The sequence below is a fragment of the Halotolerantifilum yawarlongkerapense genome (assembly GCF_054506745.1).
The window spans coordinates 474,244-492,335 of the sequence record NZ_CP199719.1 but is presented as its reverse complement, the minus strand read 5'-3'; the positions used below and the strand labels follow the sequence as shown (position 1 = coordinate 492,335).

General features: G+C 52.9%; 19 protein-coding genes. 15 read left to right on the top strand and 4 right to left on the bottom strand.

From position 1 onward, the window contains the following. Positions 1-5 precede the first annotated feature (5 nt). The 8 genes from ACULM0_RS02435 (at position 6) to ACULM0_RS02400 (ending at position 8,966) form a co-directional block, all read left to right on the top strand. Positions 6-476: a ferritin family protein gene (locus tag ACULM0_RS02435; protein ID WP_463678873.1), complete on the top strand. Its 471-nt coding sequence runs from the start codon at positions 6-8 to the stop codon at positions 474-476. Further along, the gene (locus tag ACULM0_RS02430; RefSeq protein ID WP_463678872.1) at positions 469-2,400 is read left to right on the top strand and encodes an HD-GYP domain-containing protein; all 1,932 of its coding nucleotides are present in this window, start codon (positions 469-471) and stop codon (positions 2,398-2,400) included. Before ACULM0_RS02435 ends, ACULM0_RS02430 begins: the two co-directional genes overlap by 8 nt. A 78-nt stretch (positions 2,401-2,478) precedes the next feature. Further along, positions 2,479-3,486: a LacI family DNA-binding transcriptional regulator gene (locus tag ACULM0_RS02425; RefSeq protein ID WP_463678871.1), complete on the top strand. Its 1,008-nt coding sequence runs from the start codon at positions 2,479-2,481 to the stop codon at positions 3,484-3,486. Between the two features lie 163 nt (positions 3,487-3,649). Further along, positions 3,650-5,875, top strand: coding sequence for a glycosyl hydrolase family 65 domain-containing protein (locus ACULM0_RS02420; protein ID WP_463678870.1), 2,226 nt, complete (start codon positions 3,650-3,652; stop codon positions 5,873-5,875). 122 nt (positions 5,876-5,997) lie between these two features. Further along, complete coding sequence (locus ACULM0_RS02415; RefSeq protein WP_463678869.1) at positions 5,998-6,585, top strand: TetR/AcrR family transcriptional regulator; 588 nt, start codon at positions 5,998-6,000, stop codon at positions 6,583-6,585. Continuing rightward, positions 6,582-6,974 carry an FMN-binding protein gene (locus ACULM0_RS02410; RefSeq protein WP_463678868.1) on the top strand — a complete coding sequence of 131 codons (393 nt, stop codon included), beginning with the start codon at positions 6,582-6,584 and terminating at the stop codon, positions 6,972-6,974. Before ACULM0_RS02415 ends, ACULM0_RS02410 begins: the two co-directional genes overlap by 4 nt. 25 nt (positions 6,975-6,999) lie before the next feature. Further along, positions 7,000-7,848 carry a DUF6544 family protein gene (locus ACULM0_RS02405; protein WP_463678867.1) on the top strand — a complete coding sequence of 283 codons (849 nt, stop codon included), beginning with the start codon at positions 7,000-7,002 and terminating at the stop codon, positions 7,846-7,848. Positions 7,849-7,928: 80 nt separating this feature from the next. Beyond that, positions 7,929-8,966 carry an ADP-ribosylglycohydrolase family protein gene (locus tag ACULM0_RS02400; RefSeq protein ID WP_463678866.1) on the top strand — a complete coding sequence of 346 codons (1,038 nt, stop codon included), beginning with the start codon at positions 7,929-7,931 and terminating at the stop codon, positions 8,964-8,966. A gap of 3 nt (positions 8,967-8,969) precedes the next feature. On the opposite strand, the gene ACULM0_RS02395 is transcribed toward ACULM0_RS02400, so the two are convergent. Next, complete coding sequence (locus ACULM0_RS02395) at positions 8,970-9,251, bottom strand: hypothetical protein (RefSeq protein ID WP_463678865.1); 282 nt, start codon at positions 9,249-9,251, stop codon at positions 8,970-8,972. A gap of 112 nt (positions 9,252-9,363) precedes the next feature. Here ACULM0_RS02395 and ACULM0_RS02390 point away from each other — a divergent pair, with 112 nt between their 5' ends. After that, the gene (locus tag ACULM0_RS02390) at positions 9,364-9,792 is read left to right on the top strand and encodes a ParB/Srx family N-terminal domain-containing protein (RefSeq protein ID WP_463678864.1); all 429 of its coding nucleotides are present in this window, start codon (positions 9,364-9,366) and stop codon (positions 9,790-9,792) included. A gap of 61 nt (positions 9,793-9,853) precedes the next feature. Here the strand turns inward: ACULM0_RS02390 and ACULM0_RS02385 are convergent, their stop codons facing one another. Continuing rightward, positions 9,854-10,777, bottom strand: a complete 924-nt coding sequence (locus ACULM0_RS02385) for a DMT family transporter (protein WP_463678863.1) — start codon at positions 10,775-10,777, stop codon at positions 9,854-9,856. Between the two features lie 146 nt (positions 10,778-10,923). Here ACULM0_RS02385 and ACULM0_RS02380 point away from each other — a divergent pair, with 146 nt between their 5' ends. The 6 genes from ACULM0_RS02380 to ACULM0_RS02355 all read left to right on the top strand — a co-directional run bounded on the left by ACULM0_RS02380 (position 10,924) and on the right by ACULM0_RS02355 (position 15,713). Next, on the top strand, positions 10,924-12,135 hold the full coding sequence (locus ACULM0_RS02380) for a GNAT family N-acetyltransferase (RefSeq protein WP_463678862.1): 1,212 nt from the start codon (positions 10,924-10,926) through the stop codon (positions 12,133-12,135). Between the two features lie 71 nt (positions 12,136-12,206). Then, positions 12,207-12,608 (top strand): DUF2177 family protein, encoded by a 402-nt coding sequence (locus ACULM0_RS02375; protein WP_463678861.1) that lies wholly within the window; start codon positions 12,207-12,209, stop codon positions 12,606-12,608. 31 nt (positions 12,609-12,639) lie between these two features. Continuing rightward, positions 12,640-13,434 carry an MBL fold metallo-hydrolase gene (locus tag ACULM0_RS02370; RefSeq protein ID WP_463678860.1) on the top strand — a complete coding sequence of 265 codons (795 nt, stop codon included), beginning with the start codon at positions 12,640-12,642 and terminating at the stop codon, positions 13,432-13,434. Continuing rightward, the gene (locus tag ACULM0_RS02365; RefSeq protein WP_463678859.1) at positions 13,434-14,348 is read left to right on the top strand and encodes an aldo/keto reductase; all 915 of its coding nucleotides are present in this window, start codon (positions 13,434-13,436) and stop codon (positions 14,346-14,348) included. The genes ACULM0_RS02370 and ACULM0_RS02365 overlap by 1 nt, the downstream gene beginning before the upstream one ends. Before the next feature lie 15 nt (positions 14,349-14,363). Next, positions 14,364-15,149 (top strand): MerR family transcriptional regulator, encoded by a 786-nt coding sequence (locus ACULM0_RS02360; protein ID WP_463678858.1) that lies wholly within the window; start codon positions 14,364-14,366, stop codon positions 15,147-15,149. Between the two features lie 75 nt (positions 15,150-15,224). Then, positions 15,225-15,713 (top strand): YtxH domain-containing protein, encoded by a 489-nt coding sequence (locus ACULM0_RS02355; protein ID WP_463678857.1) that lies wholly within the window; start codon positions 15,225-15,227, stop codon positions 15,711-15,713. Between the two features lie 71 nt (positions 15,714-15,784). Here the strand turns inward: ACULM0_RS02355 and ACULM0_RS02350 are convergent, their stop codons facing one another. Together ACULM0_RS02350 and sdaAA are read right to left on the bottom strand one after the other, a co-directional pair. Further along, positions 15,785-16,975, bottom strand: a complete 1,191-nt coding sequence (locus ACULM0_RS02350; RefSeq protein WP_463678856.1) for an anaerobic nitric oxide reductase flavorubredoxin — start codon at positions 16,973-16,975, stop codon at positions 15,785-15,787. Between the two features lie 247 nt (positions 16,976-17,222). After that, positions 17,223-18,092 (bottom strand): L-serine ammonia-lyase, iron-sulfur-dependent, subunit alpha, encoded by an 870-nt coding sequence (sdaAA, locus tag ACULM0_RS02345; RefSeq protein WP_463678855.1) that lies wholly within the window; start codon positions 18,090-18,092, stop codon positions 17,223-17,225.

Genomic DNA, 18,092 nt, shown 5'->3' with positions numbered 1-18,092 from the left:
GATCCATGTTGTACACGACTGAAGATGTATTTAAGATGATTATACGGGTGGAGGAAAGAGCCACTTCGTTTTACCATATGTTCGCACAAACCGAAAAGATCGAGCGGGACTTGAAGACCCTGGCCCTGGTGCTCGCCGCCGAAGAGCGCAGACATCAAAAATTGTACAGGCAGATGATGGTGTCCTATGCACACAGCGATGTCCCACTAGATCTCTACCATAAGACGAGCCAATTGCTTTCACGTTTTCAACCGACGCTCGAATCCCCGCCAAGCACGATCGAAACCTTCCTATCGTTCGCCGTCGATCTCGAGCGTGAGAACCTGGCGCTGGTCATCCGCTTGCGTGATTTGTTTCGGGAGCGGAAGGGTCAAGAGGAGCTACTCGAACGGCTTGATGATATCGTGAAAGAAGAAGAGAGCCATGTGGACCATTTGGACGGGATTCTGAGGCGCAGGAGGCCAGAGCGTGCGTAGTGTGAAGAATCTGGTCATCCTGGTGGTGGCCTCTGTGCTTTTGCTTTTGGTGCTCACAGTGGGTTACAATCATTTCTTCGTGGCCAAGGTGAACATTGAGCTGGATTCGATGGGTACGCGGATCGACGAACTAGACAAAGACTATGTAGCGAGCACCCTCCCGCTTCGCGTGCTCGATAACCTGGCAACTCAACGGCCGGATCTATCGCGCGATGATCAAGAAAGGTTCGCCTCGCTGTCGGAGGCCTACGGCAGAAACCGGGAGAATCTACTGGGCCAGTTGCTCATGATGCGGTCGACGCTGGATCATCTATCGAGAGAAATGGCGGTCTCGCTGCTCAATCATCGTGGGGCGTACGAGGATGAACTGATTATTTTAAACGATCGGGTTCTGGTGCTTCGCGAGGCCATCGTGGGGCTAGAAACCCAGGTGCGTTCGATCTATCCCCCTTCCTTTGAAGATCTGGAAATCGATCCTGGAACGCTATCCAAGATGCATGGTAGTCTCGAGATCGGCATCGATCAGCTGGGTGAACAGTACGACCGGATCGACGTGCGCACCAAGCGCGATTACATTGGACTCGTGAACGGACTCTTCTACTTTCTGTTCATACTCCTCTCCTTTCTGGCCGTACTGCTCGTGAAGTTCATGCGGATTGATTTTCGATTTATTCTCGAGGGCTTTCGCATGCTGGACGATCAGGATTTCCAGAGAGAACACCTGCCGAAGATGACCGCCTTTTTCGCCGAGGAGAAGGAAATCGTTGACTTGGTGCACCGCATCCTGGAGGAGAGGCGACTTGTCACCAAGATCAAGGTGATCGCCTCCCGTGGCTATCTGATGGACGAAGTGATCGAGGATCTTTTTCACAGCATCCGCCCGACACTTCCGGTGGACCGGATTGGCATCGCCTTTGTCGATCACAAGCAGCGCCGGATCATGGCAGAGCACGGGGTAACGAACTACGGGGAGATCCTATTGGGACCGGGTTTTTCAGTTTCCTTTGATGAGACGAGTCTCACCCGTACCATCCACTCGCGGGAGGCTTTGATCACCCGTGATCTTGTCAGTAACTTCGAAAAGAAACCGGATAGCCAGTCCATGTCGCTGATCGTGGAAGAGGGTGTCCGGTCGAATATCGTGGTGCCGCTCGTGATGGAGGAGACGACATTCGGTTTGCTGTTCTTTAGCTCACGACAGGTCGATGCCTTTGGTGCCGGCGATTTGCGCATCGCGGAGAAAGTGGCCTACGAGCTGGCCCCGCTCCTTGATAAGTCTTACCTGGTGAAAACAATCTTCTCAAAGATCACCAATACCTTTGCTGAGCTAGTGGACAAGAAGGACAATGAGACCGGTGGTCACATTCTGAGAATGGTCCGTTATTCCGTAGTGATCGCCGAGGCACTTCGCCACCATCATGAGGAGAACTATCGGATCGACTCGGACTTCGTAAAGAATCTTGAGCGCCACGCCTCGGTACACGATATTGGCAAGGTGGCTATACCCGATCAGATTTTGAAGAAGCCTGGAAAGCTGGATCCCGAGGAGTGGGAAATCATGAAGACCCATGCGGCCGAAGGCGCGGACATCTTTACCTCCCTGCGCGAGGGACTTCAGGGGTTCAATCCAGATTTTTACCGGATGGCGGAGGAGATCACCCGCCATCACCACGAGCGGTGGGATGGAAGTGGCTACCCGGATGGCCTCGCGGGAGAATCGATCCCGCTCGCGGCACGGATTGTGGCGATTTCCGATGTCTTCGATGCGCTCACGTCCGAGCGCGTTTACAAACCCGCCTTCGGATTCGACAAATCACTGGCGATCATAGGCGAATCGGCTGGTAATCACCTGGACCCCGTGCTCGTCAGCGTGTTTATAGAAGAGAAAGAAAAAATTCGCGCGATTTTTTGTGAGAATCACTAACCATAGCCCCCTTGACACTTGACGTTGAGGGGGCTATGATGAAGGTGGTTGGAAACGTTTCCAAAGAAAGGGGATATCATGGCAAAGAAAATTGGGATCAAGGATGTCGCCCGGGAGGCCGGCGTGGGTCTGGGGACCACCTCGCGCGTCTTGAACAATCAACCCAACGTGAGTGACGAGAAGCGTGCCAGGGTCTTGGATGCCATGCGAAAATTGGATTACAGGCCGAATCAACAAGCCAGGAGTCTGAAGACCAACGAGACGAGAACCCTAGGGGTCTTGGTGATGAATTTTAATAATCCCTTTTACACGGACGTACTGTCGGGGATCGAGGAAGAGGCCGAACGGGCGGGTTACGGACTGCTTTTTGCACATCTGGATGGCCAGTTGGATCGATTCGATCGGCAGATTCAGCTCATGCGGAACCAGAACATCGATGGTTTGCTTTTCATGGGCACCGCTGTAGATGAAGCCGTAGGAGTGGGTTTGGAGAGCATCGCTTGCCCCACCTGTTTGTTGTCCACGGCAACGCTGACCGAAGTGCCCTTTGTCGACCGCGTCTCCATTGACAATCAGGCGGCTGCCCGAGAGATGACGGAGCATCTGATCGGGCGGGGCTATCGAAAGATCGGTCTGATCACAGGTCGATGTGGGGATCCGAATACCGATGTGGCGCGTCGCACAGGCTATCGACAGGCGCTCGACAAGGCGGGCATCACGGAGAATCCCACGTGGCTCGCCAGCGGCGATCATACGCTGGCTTCAGGATACCGCGCTGCGAAGATATTGCTTTCTCAGGCGGATGCACCCGACGCCATTTTTGCTACGTCGGACTCTATGGCGATCGGTGCCATACGGGCGGCTGCCGACCTCGGTTTGCAGGTACCTGATGAGCTGGCCATCGCGGGTTTCGATGGACTGGAAATCGGCGCCTACACAGTGCCCGCGCTAACGACCGTCGAACAACACCGAAAGGAGATGGGAAGACAGGGCGTTCGGCTTTTGATTGCCCGAATGAGAGAAAAAAGACGGCCGGTCGAGGAAAAACAGCTTGCCTACACCCTTGTGCTCAGGTCTTCGACCTGAACACCTTGGTCCGGATGCAAGTTCGCCTCGGGGCCAAAGACCAACGAATGTGAAAGAAAGGATGTGAATACGGTGGGCACCCGTGCGATGGGGACCATGGTGCGCTGGCCACCGCTAGCCTATGAAAATCAACGAGACGTTACAAACACGAGATGGCTGGCAGTTGATCGAGACCTGCTTCGATCGCGAGCAGATTATCACGTCGGGGAGTAATTTTCTATTGGGCAACGGGTACCTTGGTTATCGTGGGACCTTTCCGGATTATCGAAAAGGTCAGTTTACGGCCTGTATCGTGACGGATACCTATGATAATGCCGATGGGAAATGGCGTGAGCTCTGCAATGTGCCCAATGGTCTCTTCCTCCAGTTGCATGATCAGAGCCACCGTTATAGTCCGCTTACTTCAAATCCCACTGCTTATGAGCGGACCATGGATCTGAAACGAGGGGTCTACGGATCGGATCTTACCTATCGCAATGGGGTTCGTATTCGCGAAGAGAAGTTCTCCAGTCTGAAGAGAAAAGAGTTGCTGACCATGCGACTCGAGGTCTCTTCGGAAGCCGGTGGACAGATTCACCTCACTGGCGGTATCGATGGCGATGTGTGGAGTTTGAATGGCGATCATTTCGCGTCGTTGACCTATGAGCAGGAGGGTGATTTGCTTCTGGCCACGGCGGTCACCCGCGAGGAGCAAACGGTTATTGTGGTCGGTACAAAGACCTCTTGGAGCGGAAAAGCGACGGAAGTGGAGGGTGGCTTCTTGCAGACGGCCCAGATTGATGTGCACACCGGTGCGACGGTAGCGATCGAACAATATGCGGCTATCTTTACGAGTAACGATGTGGAGGACCCCAGGGCTTCGACCATTAATCTGCTACGGAAGGCCGCCGAAGACGGCTATGATGCCCTCTACGGAGAACAGGAGAAGGCCTGGGGCGACTACTGGGACCTGTATAACATCACCCTGACGGGCGATGTTGTGGACCAGGTTCTCGTCCGTTTCAATCTCTACCACAACATCATTGCCACACCAGTTCATAAGGAATTGCCCATCGGTGCCCGCGGCCTGTCCTGTCAGGCCTACCAAGGGGCTGCCTTCTGGGATCAGGAGATTTTCAATGCCCCTATGTTTCTCTATACGAACCCCAAAGTGGTCAAAAACATCTTGTCCTATCGGGTCAATACACTAGCGGGTGCTAAGGAGAAAGCTGAGAAATTGGGTTACCGCGGTGCCTTCTATCCCTGGATCAGTGGGCGTAAAGGTGTGGAGCTGTGTCCGGATTTCTTCTTCATAGACGTGCTCAGCGGCCGAAAGATCCGCAACCACTTCAACGACTGGCAGATTCACATCTCCCCGGATATCGGCTATGCATTGTGGCAATACTACGAAGCGACGGGAGACTGGTCTTTTATCGTGGAAAAAGGAGCAGAGATGCTCTTTGAAATCGCCGTTTTCCTGATGTCGAGGGCTCACTATAATGTGGATCGATCGCGCTACGAGTATATACGCTTGCTCGGGCCCGATGAGTACCATGAGAATGTGGACAACAATGTGTTCACGAACAAGCAAGCGCACTTTGTTCTCGACAAGGCACTCTACGTTTACGAACGTATGCGTCAAGAATCGGCAGGTCGCCTGCAGGAGATTGAAGAGAAGGTGGGGCTGACGGAAAGGGAGATCGAGGTCTGGCAGGATATGCGCGATCATCTCTTTCTCAGAAGGCCCGATGGCCAGGGCGTAATCGAACAGTTCGACGGTTATTTTGATCTCGAGCGGATTGCACCGTCCGCTTTGAAAGAGCGTCTCCAGGATCCGGGAGAGTACTGGGGCTGGCCCAATGGGATCGCTGTCTTCACACAGGTGATCAAACAGGCGGATGTCATCCAGATGATGGTCCTGCACGATGAATACGATACCCAGATCGTCAAGGCCAACTACGATTACTATGAGCCGTTGACAGAACACGGTTCCTCCCTGAGCCCTTCCATGTACAGTATCATCGCCAGTCAAATCGGTTACGACGAGGAAAGCTACCGCTATTTCAGGAAGTCTGCTACGATCGATCTGCTCAACACGAACAAAGCCATTAGCGGAGGTACCTTTATCGGTGGGATCCACACGGCTGCCTGCGGTGCACTCTGGCAAATGATGGTCTATGGCTTCGCCGGTGTGACCTTTGGACACAACGCAATCGCGCTTTCACCGCGTTTGCCCGAGCAGTGGGAGACCATTTCGTTCAAGCTACGTTTCAGAGATTACCACCTGTACTTGTCCCTGAGCCATCGTGGACAGGAGATCACGGTCCTGGAGAAGGGGTCCGAACCCTTGGCCTTGGTTTATGAAGCTCGATCGTATCCGCTGATGGAGAGGGAGCAACTGAAACTATAAGAAAAGATGCCTACACAGGCATCTTTTCTTATTATTGCTCTTGACATTTAGATAGAGGATGATATATTAAAATTAACACTGTTAACATAATGAACATCGTTAAAAATTGGAGGTTGTTATAGATGAAGGATCCGAGGGGGCCCACAGGAAGGGCGCGTTACTTTGTGGCCGCGGCGCGAGATCTGATCGATGAGGGAGGGGTGGCCTCCTTGTCCGCCAGAAAAGTGGGCACGAGGGCTGGCTACTCTTATGCCACGCTCTACAATTACTTCTCAGATATGAACGAATTAATTCTTGCTGCCATGATTGAAACCCTAGAAGAGCTTCACATGGTGATCGTAGAAAGGACCGAAGAAGAACGGGCTCCTAGAGCGAAACTGGTTCTGGGGATCGAGGCCTACCTCGATTATTTTGAGATGCATCCGCGTCGATTTCATCTAGCGATGGTCCATCCGGTGCCCAAGGTACAGAGTGAACCGGCGGTACCGGCGATCACACGGACGATGGTCGGTCTGATCGAAGCGTGCGAAGATGCGGGCGCCAAGCTCGTTGGAAGGCCCGAAGAAATTGCGGAGCTCTTGGGCTCGTCGCTCCATGGAAAACTCCTTTTTTATTTCTCCGGAAGGGGATACCGGCACTACAGTATGTTGAGAAACCAGGTGTTGAGGGAACTCGATCGTTTGGTGAAGTGGGAGATCGATGTCCAATGAAGAAGCAAGGACTGTTGCTGTTGTTATTGTTGCTATTGGTGATCGGTGCAGTGTTTGCCTTTCAGCTCAGAGGCTTCAACGAGCGGGTCGAGAAACTACCGCTCCCCGTCATGTCCATGACCGGTCTTGAGGATGGGTCGTATACGGGTGAGTACGTACTGGACCCTTACCTTGCAGTGGAACTGGTCGTGACCATTGGATCGGAGCGAGTGACGGATATTGTGTTGTTGCATCACGAGCACGGATTTGGAAAAGGAGCGGAGCTGGTACTTGACCGCGTGATCGAGACGAACCGATTGTCCGTCGATGTGGTGTCGGGCGCCACGGCCAGTAGCAAGGCGCTGATGTACGCCATCGTAGATGCAGTGGAGAAGGCCGATGAAAAGTAGAAGAGGACAAAGGAGGGGGAAACTGATGTTGCAAATTCTGTTCGGTGGAGTGATCGCACTACTAGTATTCATTCTGATCCTATCAACGGTTGCCAAGTCGCAGTTCGAACGGCAGGTAGAAAGGGAGATCGAAGATTTCTTCTCGGGTTCCATGGGAGAACTCACGCGCGTTTCGGAAACTGAACTCCAGGACCTACCTGAACCGGTCCAGCGGTGGTTGCGCGCGAGTGGTGTGGTGGGGTCGCCTGTGATACGGTCGGTGCGGATCAAACAAGACATTCAGATGAAGTTGAAACCCGACGGCCGCTGGCTGGAAGCGACAGCCGATCAATACGACCGGACGGAGGCGCCCGGATTCCTTTGGCAGGCGCAAATCAAGGCGGCCCCGGGGATTCATATCTCGGGTCGCGACCTCTTTACCGAAGGTCGTGGACACATGTTGATCAAGCCCCTGAGTCTCTTCAAAGCCGTCGATAGCAGGGGGCAAGAGATCGATGAGGGGAGCATGCAGCGGTATCTCGGTGAGCTGGTATGGGTCCCCACCGCGGCCATCTCCCCATACATCACCTGGGAGGCCGAGGATGCGACCACGGCCAAGGCCACGATGTCTTACGGGGGCGTCACCGTTTCGGGTCGGTTCTATTTTAACGCGGAAACGGGACTTGTGGACTCCTTTCGAACCCTTCGGTTCATGGTGACAGAAGAAGGCAGCGAGTTGCGCCCCTGGGAGATTCCCGTATCAGATTACCGGCAGTACGGTGACTACTACCTCCCTTCAAAGGCTGTGGTGATCTGGCAGTTACCCGAAGGTCCTTATGATTGGTTCCACGTCACGGTAACCGATGTTGAGGTGAACAGACCTGAAAAATGGTAGACCCGCCGAGTGGCGGGTCTTCTGTTGCACTTATATGGAAAAATATGGTATAATAAATCATCGGGGGAAAGGAGTGAATCGTGGAGAACAAACGCAGAAACTGCCTATTGCTATTCGCCCTGGGGGATGCTTTGGGATCACCAGCGGGCAAGCACAGTTACAGAAAATTGAAGAAAAAGTACGGGGATCTGGGAGTCGAGAAGCTATACTTTAGGAAAGAGAAAGGAGCTATTTGGTCCGACTTGACAAAGGCCCAGATCTTTACCGTGGAGGCCCTCCTACGCTACCGCTCACGCTGCGTCCACAATCGTAAGGCCGATCTTTTGAAAATGATTTACCTTGCCTACCTTCGCGGATTGTACACCCAAGGGTACCCGAAGACTTACGATTACAATTATGTCTACGACGGCTGTTTGCTCGAAGCGGAGGCCCTATACGACCACAGGGGGTTTTCCACAGCCGAGGGCCGACTGTTGTTATCGCGTGAAGTTGCCCTTCAGTTCAAGGCCTCCGGGAATTCCGATGCAGAGGGATCCCTCGTTCCCCGGGCGATGGGCGTGGGGCTATGTCTTGAAGGCAAAGAAGCCTATCGCTATGGTAAGGGAGTGGCTGGACTCACGACAGCTGATGATTATGCTTGTTGTCTCACTGGCTTTTTTGCGCTCCTCATCGCCTGCAGACGGAAGACAACCAGTGGAGAGCAAGCCTTTGGCAAGGCCCTGGGGATCTTGAAAGAAGATGAGCGTGGTGACCGCTTGCACGACCATTTGGAGAAGGGAATGAAGATCGTCAAGAGCGACGGTGGACCGAGAAGGGTCGAGAAACGTCTACGGAGACGTGTGGAGCGTGTGGCCCCCCTTCTCTATGCCTATTACTGTAGCGAGCGCCAGGTTTCCCTGAGGGAAAAATTCCTTATGGCCGTGAATGCTGATGGAGACAGCGCTCTGATGGGAGCAATGACCGGCGGATTATTGGGCGCGGGTGGGGTTGCAATCGAAGGAATCGGTCCATGGTTGGATCGACTCGAGGAACAGGCACTGCTGGTTGAACTGGCTGATGATCTGGAACAAGGATTCGGCATGACAATGGAATGGATGAAAAAATACCCTGACCACTAAGGGTCAGGGCATCGTCTTGAGCTGGTTGTTGGTCACCGAAAGAATCTCTTGGCCTCGCTGGTATCGGTGGAGTCCGCCCAGTTGGGTAATCTGCTCGAAACCTCGTTCTTCCATGTAGCGAGAGAAGACGGCGACTTCATTCGACGACTCGGGAACACGGACGAGGTAATAAGAGGTCATCGGTAGCTCGACGACCGATTGATCGAAGACATACAACTGGGCGAGCGGGTAAAAAATGTAGAAGGCCACGAGTATGGCGATGATCGGGGGTATCGTTCTCTTCATAACTCCTCCTTGATGAGAATGGTCGACAGAATTCGACAAAAAAGATGACAAAAGGCCTGGCTTATTATATACTTACCTCATTCTATTTGAATAGAGAGTGAGTTTGATATATATGATTAAGAAAAGAGCTTTCTCACCGATTCCTCTACAGGCCGGTCAGGAGTACTTGGCCATCGGTCCCTACGAATGGCACATCACAGCTCTCAAGCAGTACCTGAGGCAAGTGTTCGCCCTGCGCTACTTGCGTTTTGTTCGGGTGGAACGCTATATGCACCCCTATCTACAGGTCGATGAACAGCATATGGAGCAGGTCAACGTCTTGTCACCCGTGATCCTAGCGGAACTATACCCCGGGGAGTACGTGGTGATCGACGGGCAGCATCGCCTGTCCAAGGCATCTCGAATGGAGCGGGAGCGGATCCTGGCCTATAAAGTACCTGCTGCGATTCACGCCCATTTCATGACAACACTAGAAGCCCACGAGGCTTTTGTCCATTACCATAATCATCACGAGAAGAGAGAAAGATTAAAAAGAGCATAGTGTAACACCCTGTTGCCATTTAGCAGCGAAGGCGTGACTTTGAGGTCGATCGACCCCGGGGTCACGCTTTTTTTGCGCGGATCTGCAAGCCTTTACCCAGGATAGGTTTACGCCTCAAGAAGAGGACGACAGAAGTGACGATTACAAGACCGCTGGCCAGATTCAACGGATCGATGGTCTCACCCAGCATGAGAAAGGCCAAGAGCATGGAGAAAAAGGGGACGAGGTTAATGAACAGGGCTGTGCGCGAGGGACCGATTGAAGAGATGGCCACCTGCTGGATGGAGTAACCAATCACAGTGGGAAAGATGGCCATGTACAGGACTGCCCACCAGGCCAGGGGATCTGGCCATTCGAAACCCGGTGCAGTCATTTCAAAGATAGCAAAGGGTGTGAGCAGGATCACGGCCGATAAAAAGGTGGCGGCGGTGAAGGTCAGGGCCGAACGATCGACCAGAGCTCGCTTGACAAGGATGCCGTAAAATGCCCATGCTGAGGTACCGCAGAGCATGAGAAGATCACCGATATTGGGTCTTTCGCTTAACAAGATCAAAGGTTGCCATCCCGTAATGGTCAGGAGAACACCCACGAAAGCGGTTAGAATGAAAAGTCGTTTCCTTTGTGGAATGACTTCACCCAGTAAGAGAGCAGCGAGAACGGCTGTGAGCAGCGGATTAATGGCATTGATCACAGAAGCCTTCGTAGCGCTCGTGTACCGTAGCGCGGTAAAGAAGAACAGATGATAACCGATCATACCCACGAGACCCGTGGCCAGGGCTTTTCGCCAGCCGGCCCGATCGAGCAGTAGGAGATTCTTTTCTCTTTTGGCCACGATGGGGTACAGGATGGCGGCCGCGATAAGCAGTCTGAAATAGGTGAGAAGCACAGGACTCATGGTCGCGACGCCAAATTTTCCGGCGATAAAAGCGCCTGCCCAGAAGAATGTGCCGATCAACATGAGCAGATAGGTCTTCTTTGATGACATGGTAGATTCATCCTTTCGAGTAACCAAGATGTTGTTATTGTAGCACGAGATAAGATTCAGAACCAGCTCTAGTGGTACAAATGGGATAAGGAGAACCCTACATTTGAGAGCCCAGGAATTATTGTCGTTGGGAAAGGAGTCTTGCCATGGAAAAGTTTAAAGTCATTCCCCTGGATGAAGGTGCACTCGAGCGCGTCGCGCGACTAGAGATGCAGGCATACCCGTCTTTCTACGAGGAATCGGAAGACGTGAGAGAGAAAGTGATAGAACGTTTCAGGGGAGTGATCACATCATTGGAGAGCACTTTATTAGGAGTCTATGATGGGGAAGCCCTCGTGGGTACAGGCGTGCAGTACGATCTCGAACTGAATCTACATGGTCGCTTTGTCCCGGCGGTGGGTCTAGGGTCTCTAGCGGTTGATCTCACGAGAAAAAAAGAAGGCGTCGCCCGCTTCCTCATTGGAGAGATGATCACCTCTGCAAAGCAGCGCGGGGTCAAAACCATGCTTCTCTATCCCTTCAGGCACCAGTTTTACCGTGCCTTTGGCTTCGGCACAGGCACACCCTATCACCACTTCTACGTTAACCCGCTTCACTTTCGAAAAACGGGGCTTAAGAAATTCATCCGCCGTTTCGAAAAGAGGGATGAGCCCAGGGTGATGGCGCTCTACGCGGATCTGGCGGAAAAGCGAAACGGAATGATCGGGAACCCTGGCATGATGCAGAAACAACTCTTCGCCGATACCATCGATAGACGTCTTGTGATCGAATTAGACGGGGACCTTATCGGCTACTTTACCTTCTCCATGGAGGCCAAGGGGGGACACTACCTACGGGACCAGACCCTCGTGGTCAAGGAACAGCTGCACAAGACACCGGCATCGCGTCTCGCAATGGTCGATTTTCTATCGTCTCAGGCGGACCAGACCGAACGCGTGGCTATTGGTGATTTTTCCCCGGATTTCCACCACCTGCTCGAGGATATCGAGTTCGCGGGTGCTCACAGGATGATGCCCATGATCACCCACATGATGGCCAGAGAGGGCCTTGGCATCAGTTACCGTGTCCTCGATGTCCAGGGAGCATTAGATGCCCTTAGGGGATACGAGGGACCCCCTGTGCGCTTTGTTGTCGACATACCTCGGGAGAGCACACCCATAGAAGCCCGATTGGAGGGTGTGGGTTCTGAGGTGGAGATTCGCATGGATCTGGCGGAGTTCTCGCGATTTTATCACGGGGCCGTCCGCCTGGAATCATTGGAAAACTATGGCCGATTGGAGACGACCTCATCCGGTGTCCTCCGGCGCATCGACAGGGCGCTGGGACTGGAGCAACCGGTATGTCTAACGCGCTTCTGAGGGCCATCATCAAACGGCTGGGTGATTCATGATATAATGGAGAATAAATAGCAGAAAGGAAGTTGAAGGATATGAGCTACTTGAGAATATGGGTCGTTGCTTTTGTTGTTTTCATGTCGATCGATCTGGTCTGGCTGGGCGTTGTGGCAAGAGGTTTTTACAGGAAGCAGTTGGGGCCCCTGATGGCCGAGCAGGTGAACTGGCCGGCAGCCCTCATTTTTTACGGCCTGTACATCGTGGGCATCATGGTTTTCGCCCTCTTGCCCGCGCTACGGAGTGAGTCGCTCAGCAAGGCCCTGCTACTGGGTGGCTTTTTCGGTATGATCACCTATGCGACCTACGATCTGACCAACCTAGCCACCCTCGAGGGATGGCCGTTCAAGCTGGTGATCGTGGATATCAGCTGGGGAACGGTACTGGCGGCGAGCACCACCTCGATTGCCTATGGCATCATTAGTTACTTTGGTTGGTAAACAGACAGCGGACGAGAGATAGGAGAGACATATGATACAACTGACGGTCCTGATGGAAAACCATGCAAAGGAACCGATGGAATCGGAACACGGTTTGGCCTTTTTGGTCGAGGGCATCCATTCTGTGCTTTTCGACACCGGCGCATCTGGCGCTTTTGCGAGAAACGCCGAGCGGCTGGGCAAAGACCTAGATCATGTGGATCTCGTGACCCTCAGTCATGGTCACTGGGACCATACGGGCGGCCTTGGGCGATTGAAGGGCAAACGGCTCCTCTGCCATCCCAAGGCACTCGATGGCAAGTTCAGACGACGCGATGGATCGACCAATGGACTCGCCTATCCCCCCGTACGCTTAAAACAAGATTTCGATTGTCTTTTTCGCAAAGAACCCTACTGGATCAACCAGGAGTTGCTGTTTCTCGGGGAGATCCCTCGTCGCCACGAGCAGGAACAACCATCGGAGGCTTTTGTCAATGGTGAGGGACGGACAGACATGATGCCTGATGATTCCGCCATGGTCATGAGGACCTCCGAAGGCTTGGTCCTATTGACGGGATGCGCACATGCGGGCCTGATCAATATGCTCGATTATGCCATGGAGGTGACGCATAGGAAGGACTTCGTCGCTGTAGTGGGTGGGTTTCACCTGTTGCAATGGGATGAACGGGCGAAGTGGACCACCGACGCCCTAGAAGAGCGAGGGGTCCAGCATCTTTACACGGGACACTGTACCGATGACAGGGTGATCGAAGAAATGAGACGTCATCTCGAGATGCCCGTGGAGACCCTATTCAGTGGTATGGCATTAAACTGGGAGGGATTCTGATGGAATTTCAAGGTCTGATTTACGGCACAATGGGGCTCGGTGGTTGGGGGAAGGGCCCCTTGACGAAAGAAGATGAACGTCGTACCTCGGCGACCCTTGACGCTGTACTCGGGGAGGGAATCCGATTCTTCGATCTGGCGGATATCTACCAGGAGGGACGATCGGAACGTTTGCTCGGTCGCTATCTGAAGAGCGAAAATATCGAGCGATCCGAGGTCTTTTTGCAGTCAAAAGCCGGTATCATCGTGGAGAAGCGATACGATTTTTCTGAGAAACACTTGCTGGCTGCCGTGGAGGGCAGTCTGAAAAGGTTGGGGACCGATTACCTGGATCGTCTCATTCTCCATCGACCCGACGTCTTAACGGACATGAAGGGTCTGGGTGCCACCTTGAAAAAATTGTTGGCCATGGGATGGATCCGATCCATGGGTTTTTCAAATATGGATGAGTATCAAATGGAACGGTTTACGGCGCTCACCGGTTTGCGCCCACAGGCTCTGCAGCTCGAGATGAGTCTTGCCCACCGTGGATTCGTGGAGACCACACTTTTATTCAACCAGCGGCCTAGTCATCCGATTCACTTCTCACCGGGAACCTTACCCTATTGCGAGAGGGAAGGGATCGAACTGCAGGCCTGGGGATCTTCGGCACAGGGACGTTATACCGGTGCGGACGCTTCATTGAACGATCTTGCGGCGGTCAAGAGGATCAGGGCACTTGCCGAGGCGAAAGACTGCTCGGTCGAGGCGATTGTTCTCGCCTGGTTGTTGGCACATCCGCAAGAGATCAGACCGATAATCGGGTCAACGGATCCGAATCGCATTCACCGATCTTGTCGCGCAATCGATTGTCGACTCAGCAGAGATGAGTGGTACGGTCTCTGGACGGCTGCCGCTGGGCATCCGCTACCCTAGGAGGATTGTCATCTCATGAAACGAAATCTACTGACGAAAGGACAACTGGCGAATATTTGCGATTTACCACTCAAAACACTCGAACGATACCGTGAGGGGGGACTCATTGAACCCGCGGTGATTGATGATCGCGAAGAAGCCTTTGGTGTGGAAGAGATGGAACGCCTCCTCCTGGTCAATGCCTTAAAAGGCCTCTCCTTTTCTCCGGAGTCGATCAAGGAGGCGATGGATCAAGAGGAAGAGGGAGGACTCCTCGGGTTGGTCTACCAGAAAAAGCAAGAGGTCGAGCAAAAAATGGAGGAGCTGCGAAAGGTCGAACGACAACTCAACGGACTGATCAGTACCTACGGTACGTATGGTGATGGCGTTTTTCACCCGGTGCATCTGAAATTATTCGAAGAACGCTACCTTTTCTTCTTAACGGCAGGAGAGACGACTTTTAGCGAGGCCTATCATGAGTTGACCCGTTTGGCCTACCGGCGCAGGTATATCCACAAGGGTGTTAAGATGGCGATTGTAGAGGGGGCTAAGTACATGAAGTTCGGGTTTGAATTGAGCCAGAACATCCCTATGGCTTCTAAACATCTTTTGAAACTGCAGGGCGGGCTTTATGCGTCTCTCATGTTTGAAGGTGATCAGGAAGCTCTTGAGAGCGAGGCACATAAGGCGCTCCAGGGGTGGCTCTCTCGCAACGACTACAGGCAGGCGGGACCCATTCTAGAGGTTTACCATGTGACTCGGGATGGGAGGCTGGGTGTAGAGCCTGCGATCACGGAATTACAAGTACTGGTCAAGGGATAGGGAAGTCTCTGTTTAAAGCTCCCTATACTTGGATATCAATTAGATGAAACGAATTTCGGACAAAGGAGTGATTGCATGTTGTTAAAAATGATTGAGAAGAAGAAAAAAGAGCATGAACGCAAGCAAAAGATTGAGACGGCTAAAAATGTGGGTAAAGGCTTTGCTGTCGGTAGTTTGATCGCCGGTGTCACAGCACTGTTCACGGCACCGAAATCAGGCAAAGAGTTACGCGGTGATGTGAAGGAGACCGTTGGTGAGGGTGTAGACCGAGTGAAAGATGCGGCCGAAAGTGCAGCTGAAGACGTCAAGGCCAAGGGTGAGAACCTGAAGGAAAAAGGTGTTGAACTCAAGTCAAAGGCTTCCGAACTGATTGAAGGCAAGAAAAAAGAAGCAGAAGCGGTAGCTGAAGATGTGGAAGAAGTTTCAAAGGAAGTAGCCGAAGACGTGAAAGAGGGCGCCGAAGATGTTAAATCATCGGTCAAGAAGGCCTCAGAAGACGTGAAGAAAACTACTAAAAAAACGGCTGACGACGTGAAAGAAGATGTCGAAAAGGCCAAGAAATAACGTAAGTATGATAAAGAGCGTGGTCGCCTAGGCGACCACGCTCTTTTAGGTGTGCAAGTGGATCTCTTGGATCAGGTCAGTTGCTTGGCTACGCGTCGACCCATAGCGCGGCAGGCTTCCTTCTGGTCTTCATCGGGTTGCCAGAGGAGGCGCAGGCCTTCGTCGATGACGCCGATGCCAGCTTTCTCGAGCCGTTCGGTCAGAATCTTCAGGCCTTCCCCGCTCCAACCGTAGCTACCGAAGGCGGCTCCGTTTTTCTTTTTGAAGGAAAGTCCCTCGATGATTTCCAGGACTCCTGCCATACCGGATAATATGCCCTTGTTAATCGTCGAGGAACCCACCAAGACCATTTTGGCCTTGAAGACCTCTGTGATCACGTCGTTTTTGTCTGTCTTACCCACATTGTACAGTTTGACGGTGACCTCAGGATTGATCTCACGGATGCCGGCGGCGATTTCCTCTGCCATCGTACGCGTGGCATCCCACATGGTGTCGTACAGGATTGTGATCTGGTCTTCCGCGTAGCCGTCTGCCCACTTGAGGTAGGATTCGACAATCTGTGTGGGGTTTTCTCGCCAGAGAACACCATGAGAGGGTAAAATCATCTGCACGGGTAATTCGAACGAAAGTACTTCCTCGATTTTCTTTGTAACAAGCGGACTGAAGGGTGTTAGGATATTGGCGTAGTACTTGAGCGCTTCTTGGTAGAGTTCCGCCTCATCTACCTTGTCATTGAAGAGATGCTCGGTGGCGTAATGCTGACCGAAGGCGTCGTTCGTGAAAAGCACTTCGTCGGCCGTGTAGTATTCAAACATACTGTCAGGCCAATGAAGCATCGGTGCTTCGACAAATACCAGTTGTCCTTCGCCCAAATCCAAGGTGTCGCCGGTCTTCACGATGACAAAGTTCCAGTCCTGATGATAGTGGGCTTTCAAGATGCGTGCCCCGTTCTTTGTACAGTAAATCGGGGTATCCGGGATTTCACGCATGATCTTTGGCAGTGCACCGGAGTGGTCGACCTCCGAATGGTTGGCGATGATGTAGTCGATCTTGTCGAGATCAATTTCTTTTTTCAAAGATGCAACGAAATCATCGTCATGGGGCATCCAGACTGTGTCGATCAACGCAACTTTTTCATCTCTGATTAAGAAACTGTTGTAGGAGGATCCTCTGTGGGTGGAGTATTCCTCTCCGTGGAAAGTTCTCAGATCCCAGTCGATTTTACCCACCCATGAAATGTGTTCAGTAATTTTTCTAGCCATACGACATCTCCTTTCTCCTTTTGTTGGTCTGAGTATACCACGCATGATCCAAAGGACACCGTGACATGCATCACAAAATTTCATCTAACGGAAACCGTCATGATCGGCTGTGAGGAAAAAACATTGCCTGCACTGCGGTATTCTCATGCTAGCCCCAATATGTCCGTGTAGGATACATCTTCTGCGTTGAACGACAGATCGCCCGCATACTCGTGACTTTCGTCGTGAGTGTGCGGGCGATCAATCATCAAAGCGTCTGAAAAATTCGGTTTTCGAATCGTTTTGCCGTGGGTGTGATCGCGATGCCTCCTTCGGCGGTTTCCCTCAGGGACGCGGGCATCTGGCGACCGACCCGATGCATGGCCGCGACCACCTCATCGAAAGGGATATAGCTGGGGACGTCCGCCAAGGCCATATCGGCGGCGATCAGGGCATTGGCCGTTCCGATCGTATTGCGTTTTGCGCAGGGTACCTCCACAAGTCCGGCCACCGGGTCACAGACAAGACCCATGAGATTCTTCAGGCAGATGGCGGCGGCATGAGCGACTTGGTCGTCAGACCCCCCAGAAAGCACCACGGCCGCCGCAGCGGCCATAGCCGAGGCAGAGCCAACCTCGGCTTGACAACCACCGTCAGCGCCCGAGAGAGAGGCGTTGCGGCCGATTACCATGCCGATGAGACCTGCAGTCAAGAGCGCTTCTCGAATTTGTCGGCGATCCACATCCAGTTTGTCCGTCAGGCTTTTTAGGACAGCGGGTAAGACGCCGGAGGAGCCCGCCGTCGGGCAGGCGACGATCCGACCCATGGATACGTTAAGCTCCATGACGGCCAAAGCGTAGGCTGTCGCCCGGCCGAGGAGTTCTCCGCCGAGACTGAGGCCGGCCTGGGCGCGTTTCATCACGCGTTGGGCATCGCCACCGATGATCTTGCCGGCAGTCTGCCGCTCGAGTCCTTCTTCGATAGAGCCCATCATGACATCAAAGCGCTCGTCAAGGAGGGAATGGATCTGAGCCATCGACATATCGCTGCTATCTTTTTCAATCTGTAGGCTGTAGCTTGAAAAGCTCATGTTATTCGATTGACAGTAAGCGCGAATCTCCGCTAGGTTCTTATGCAT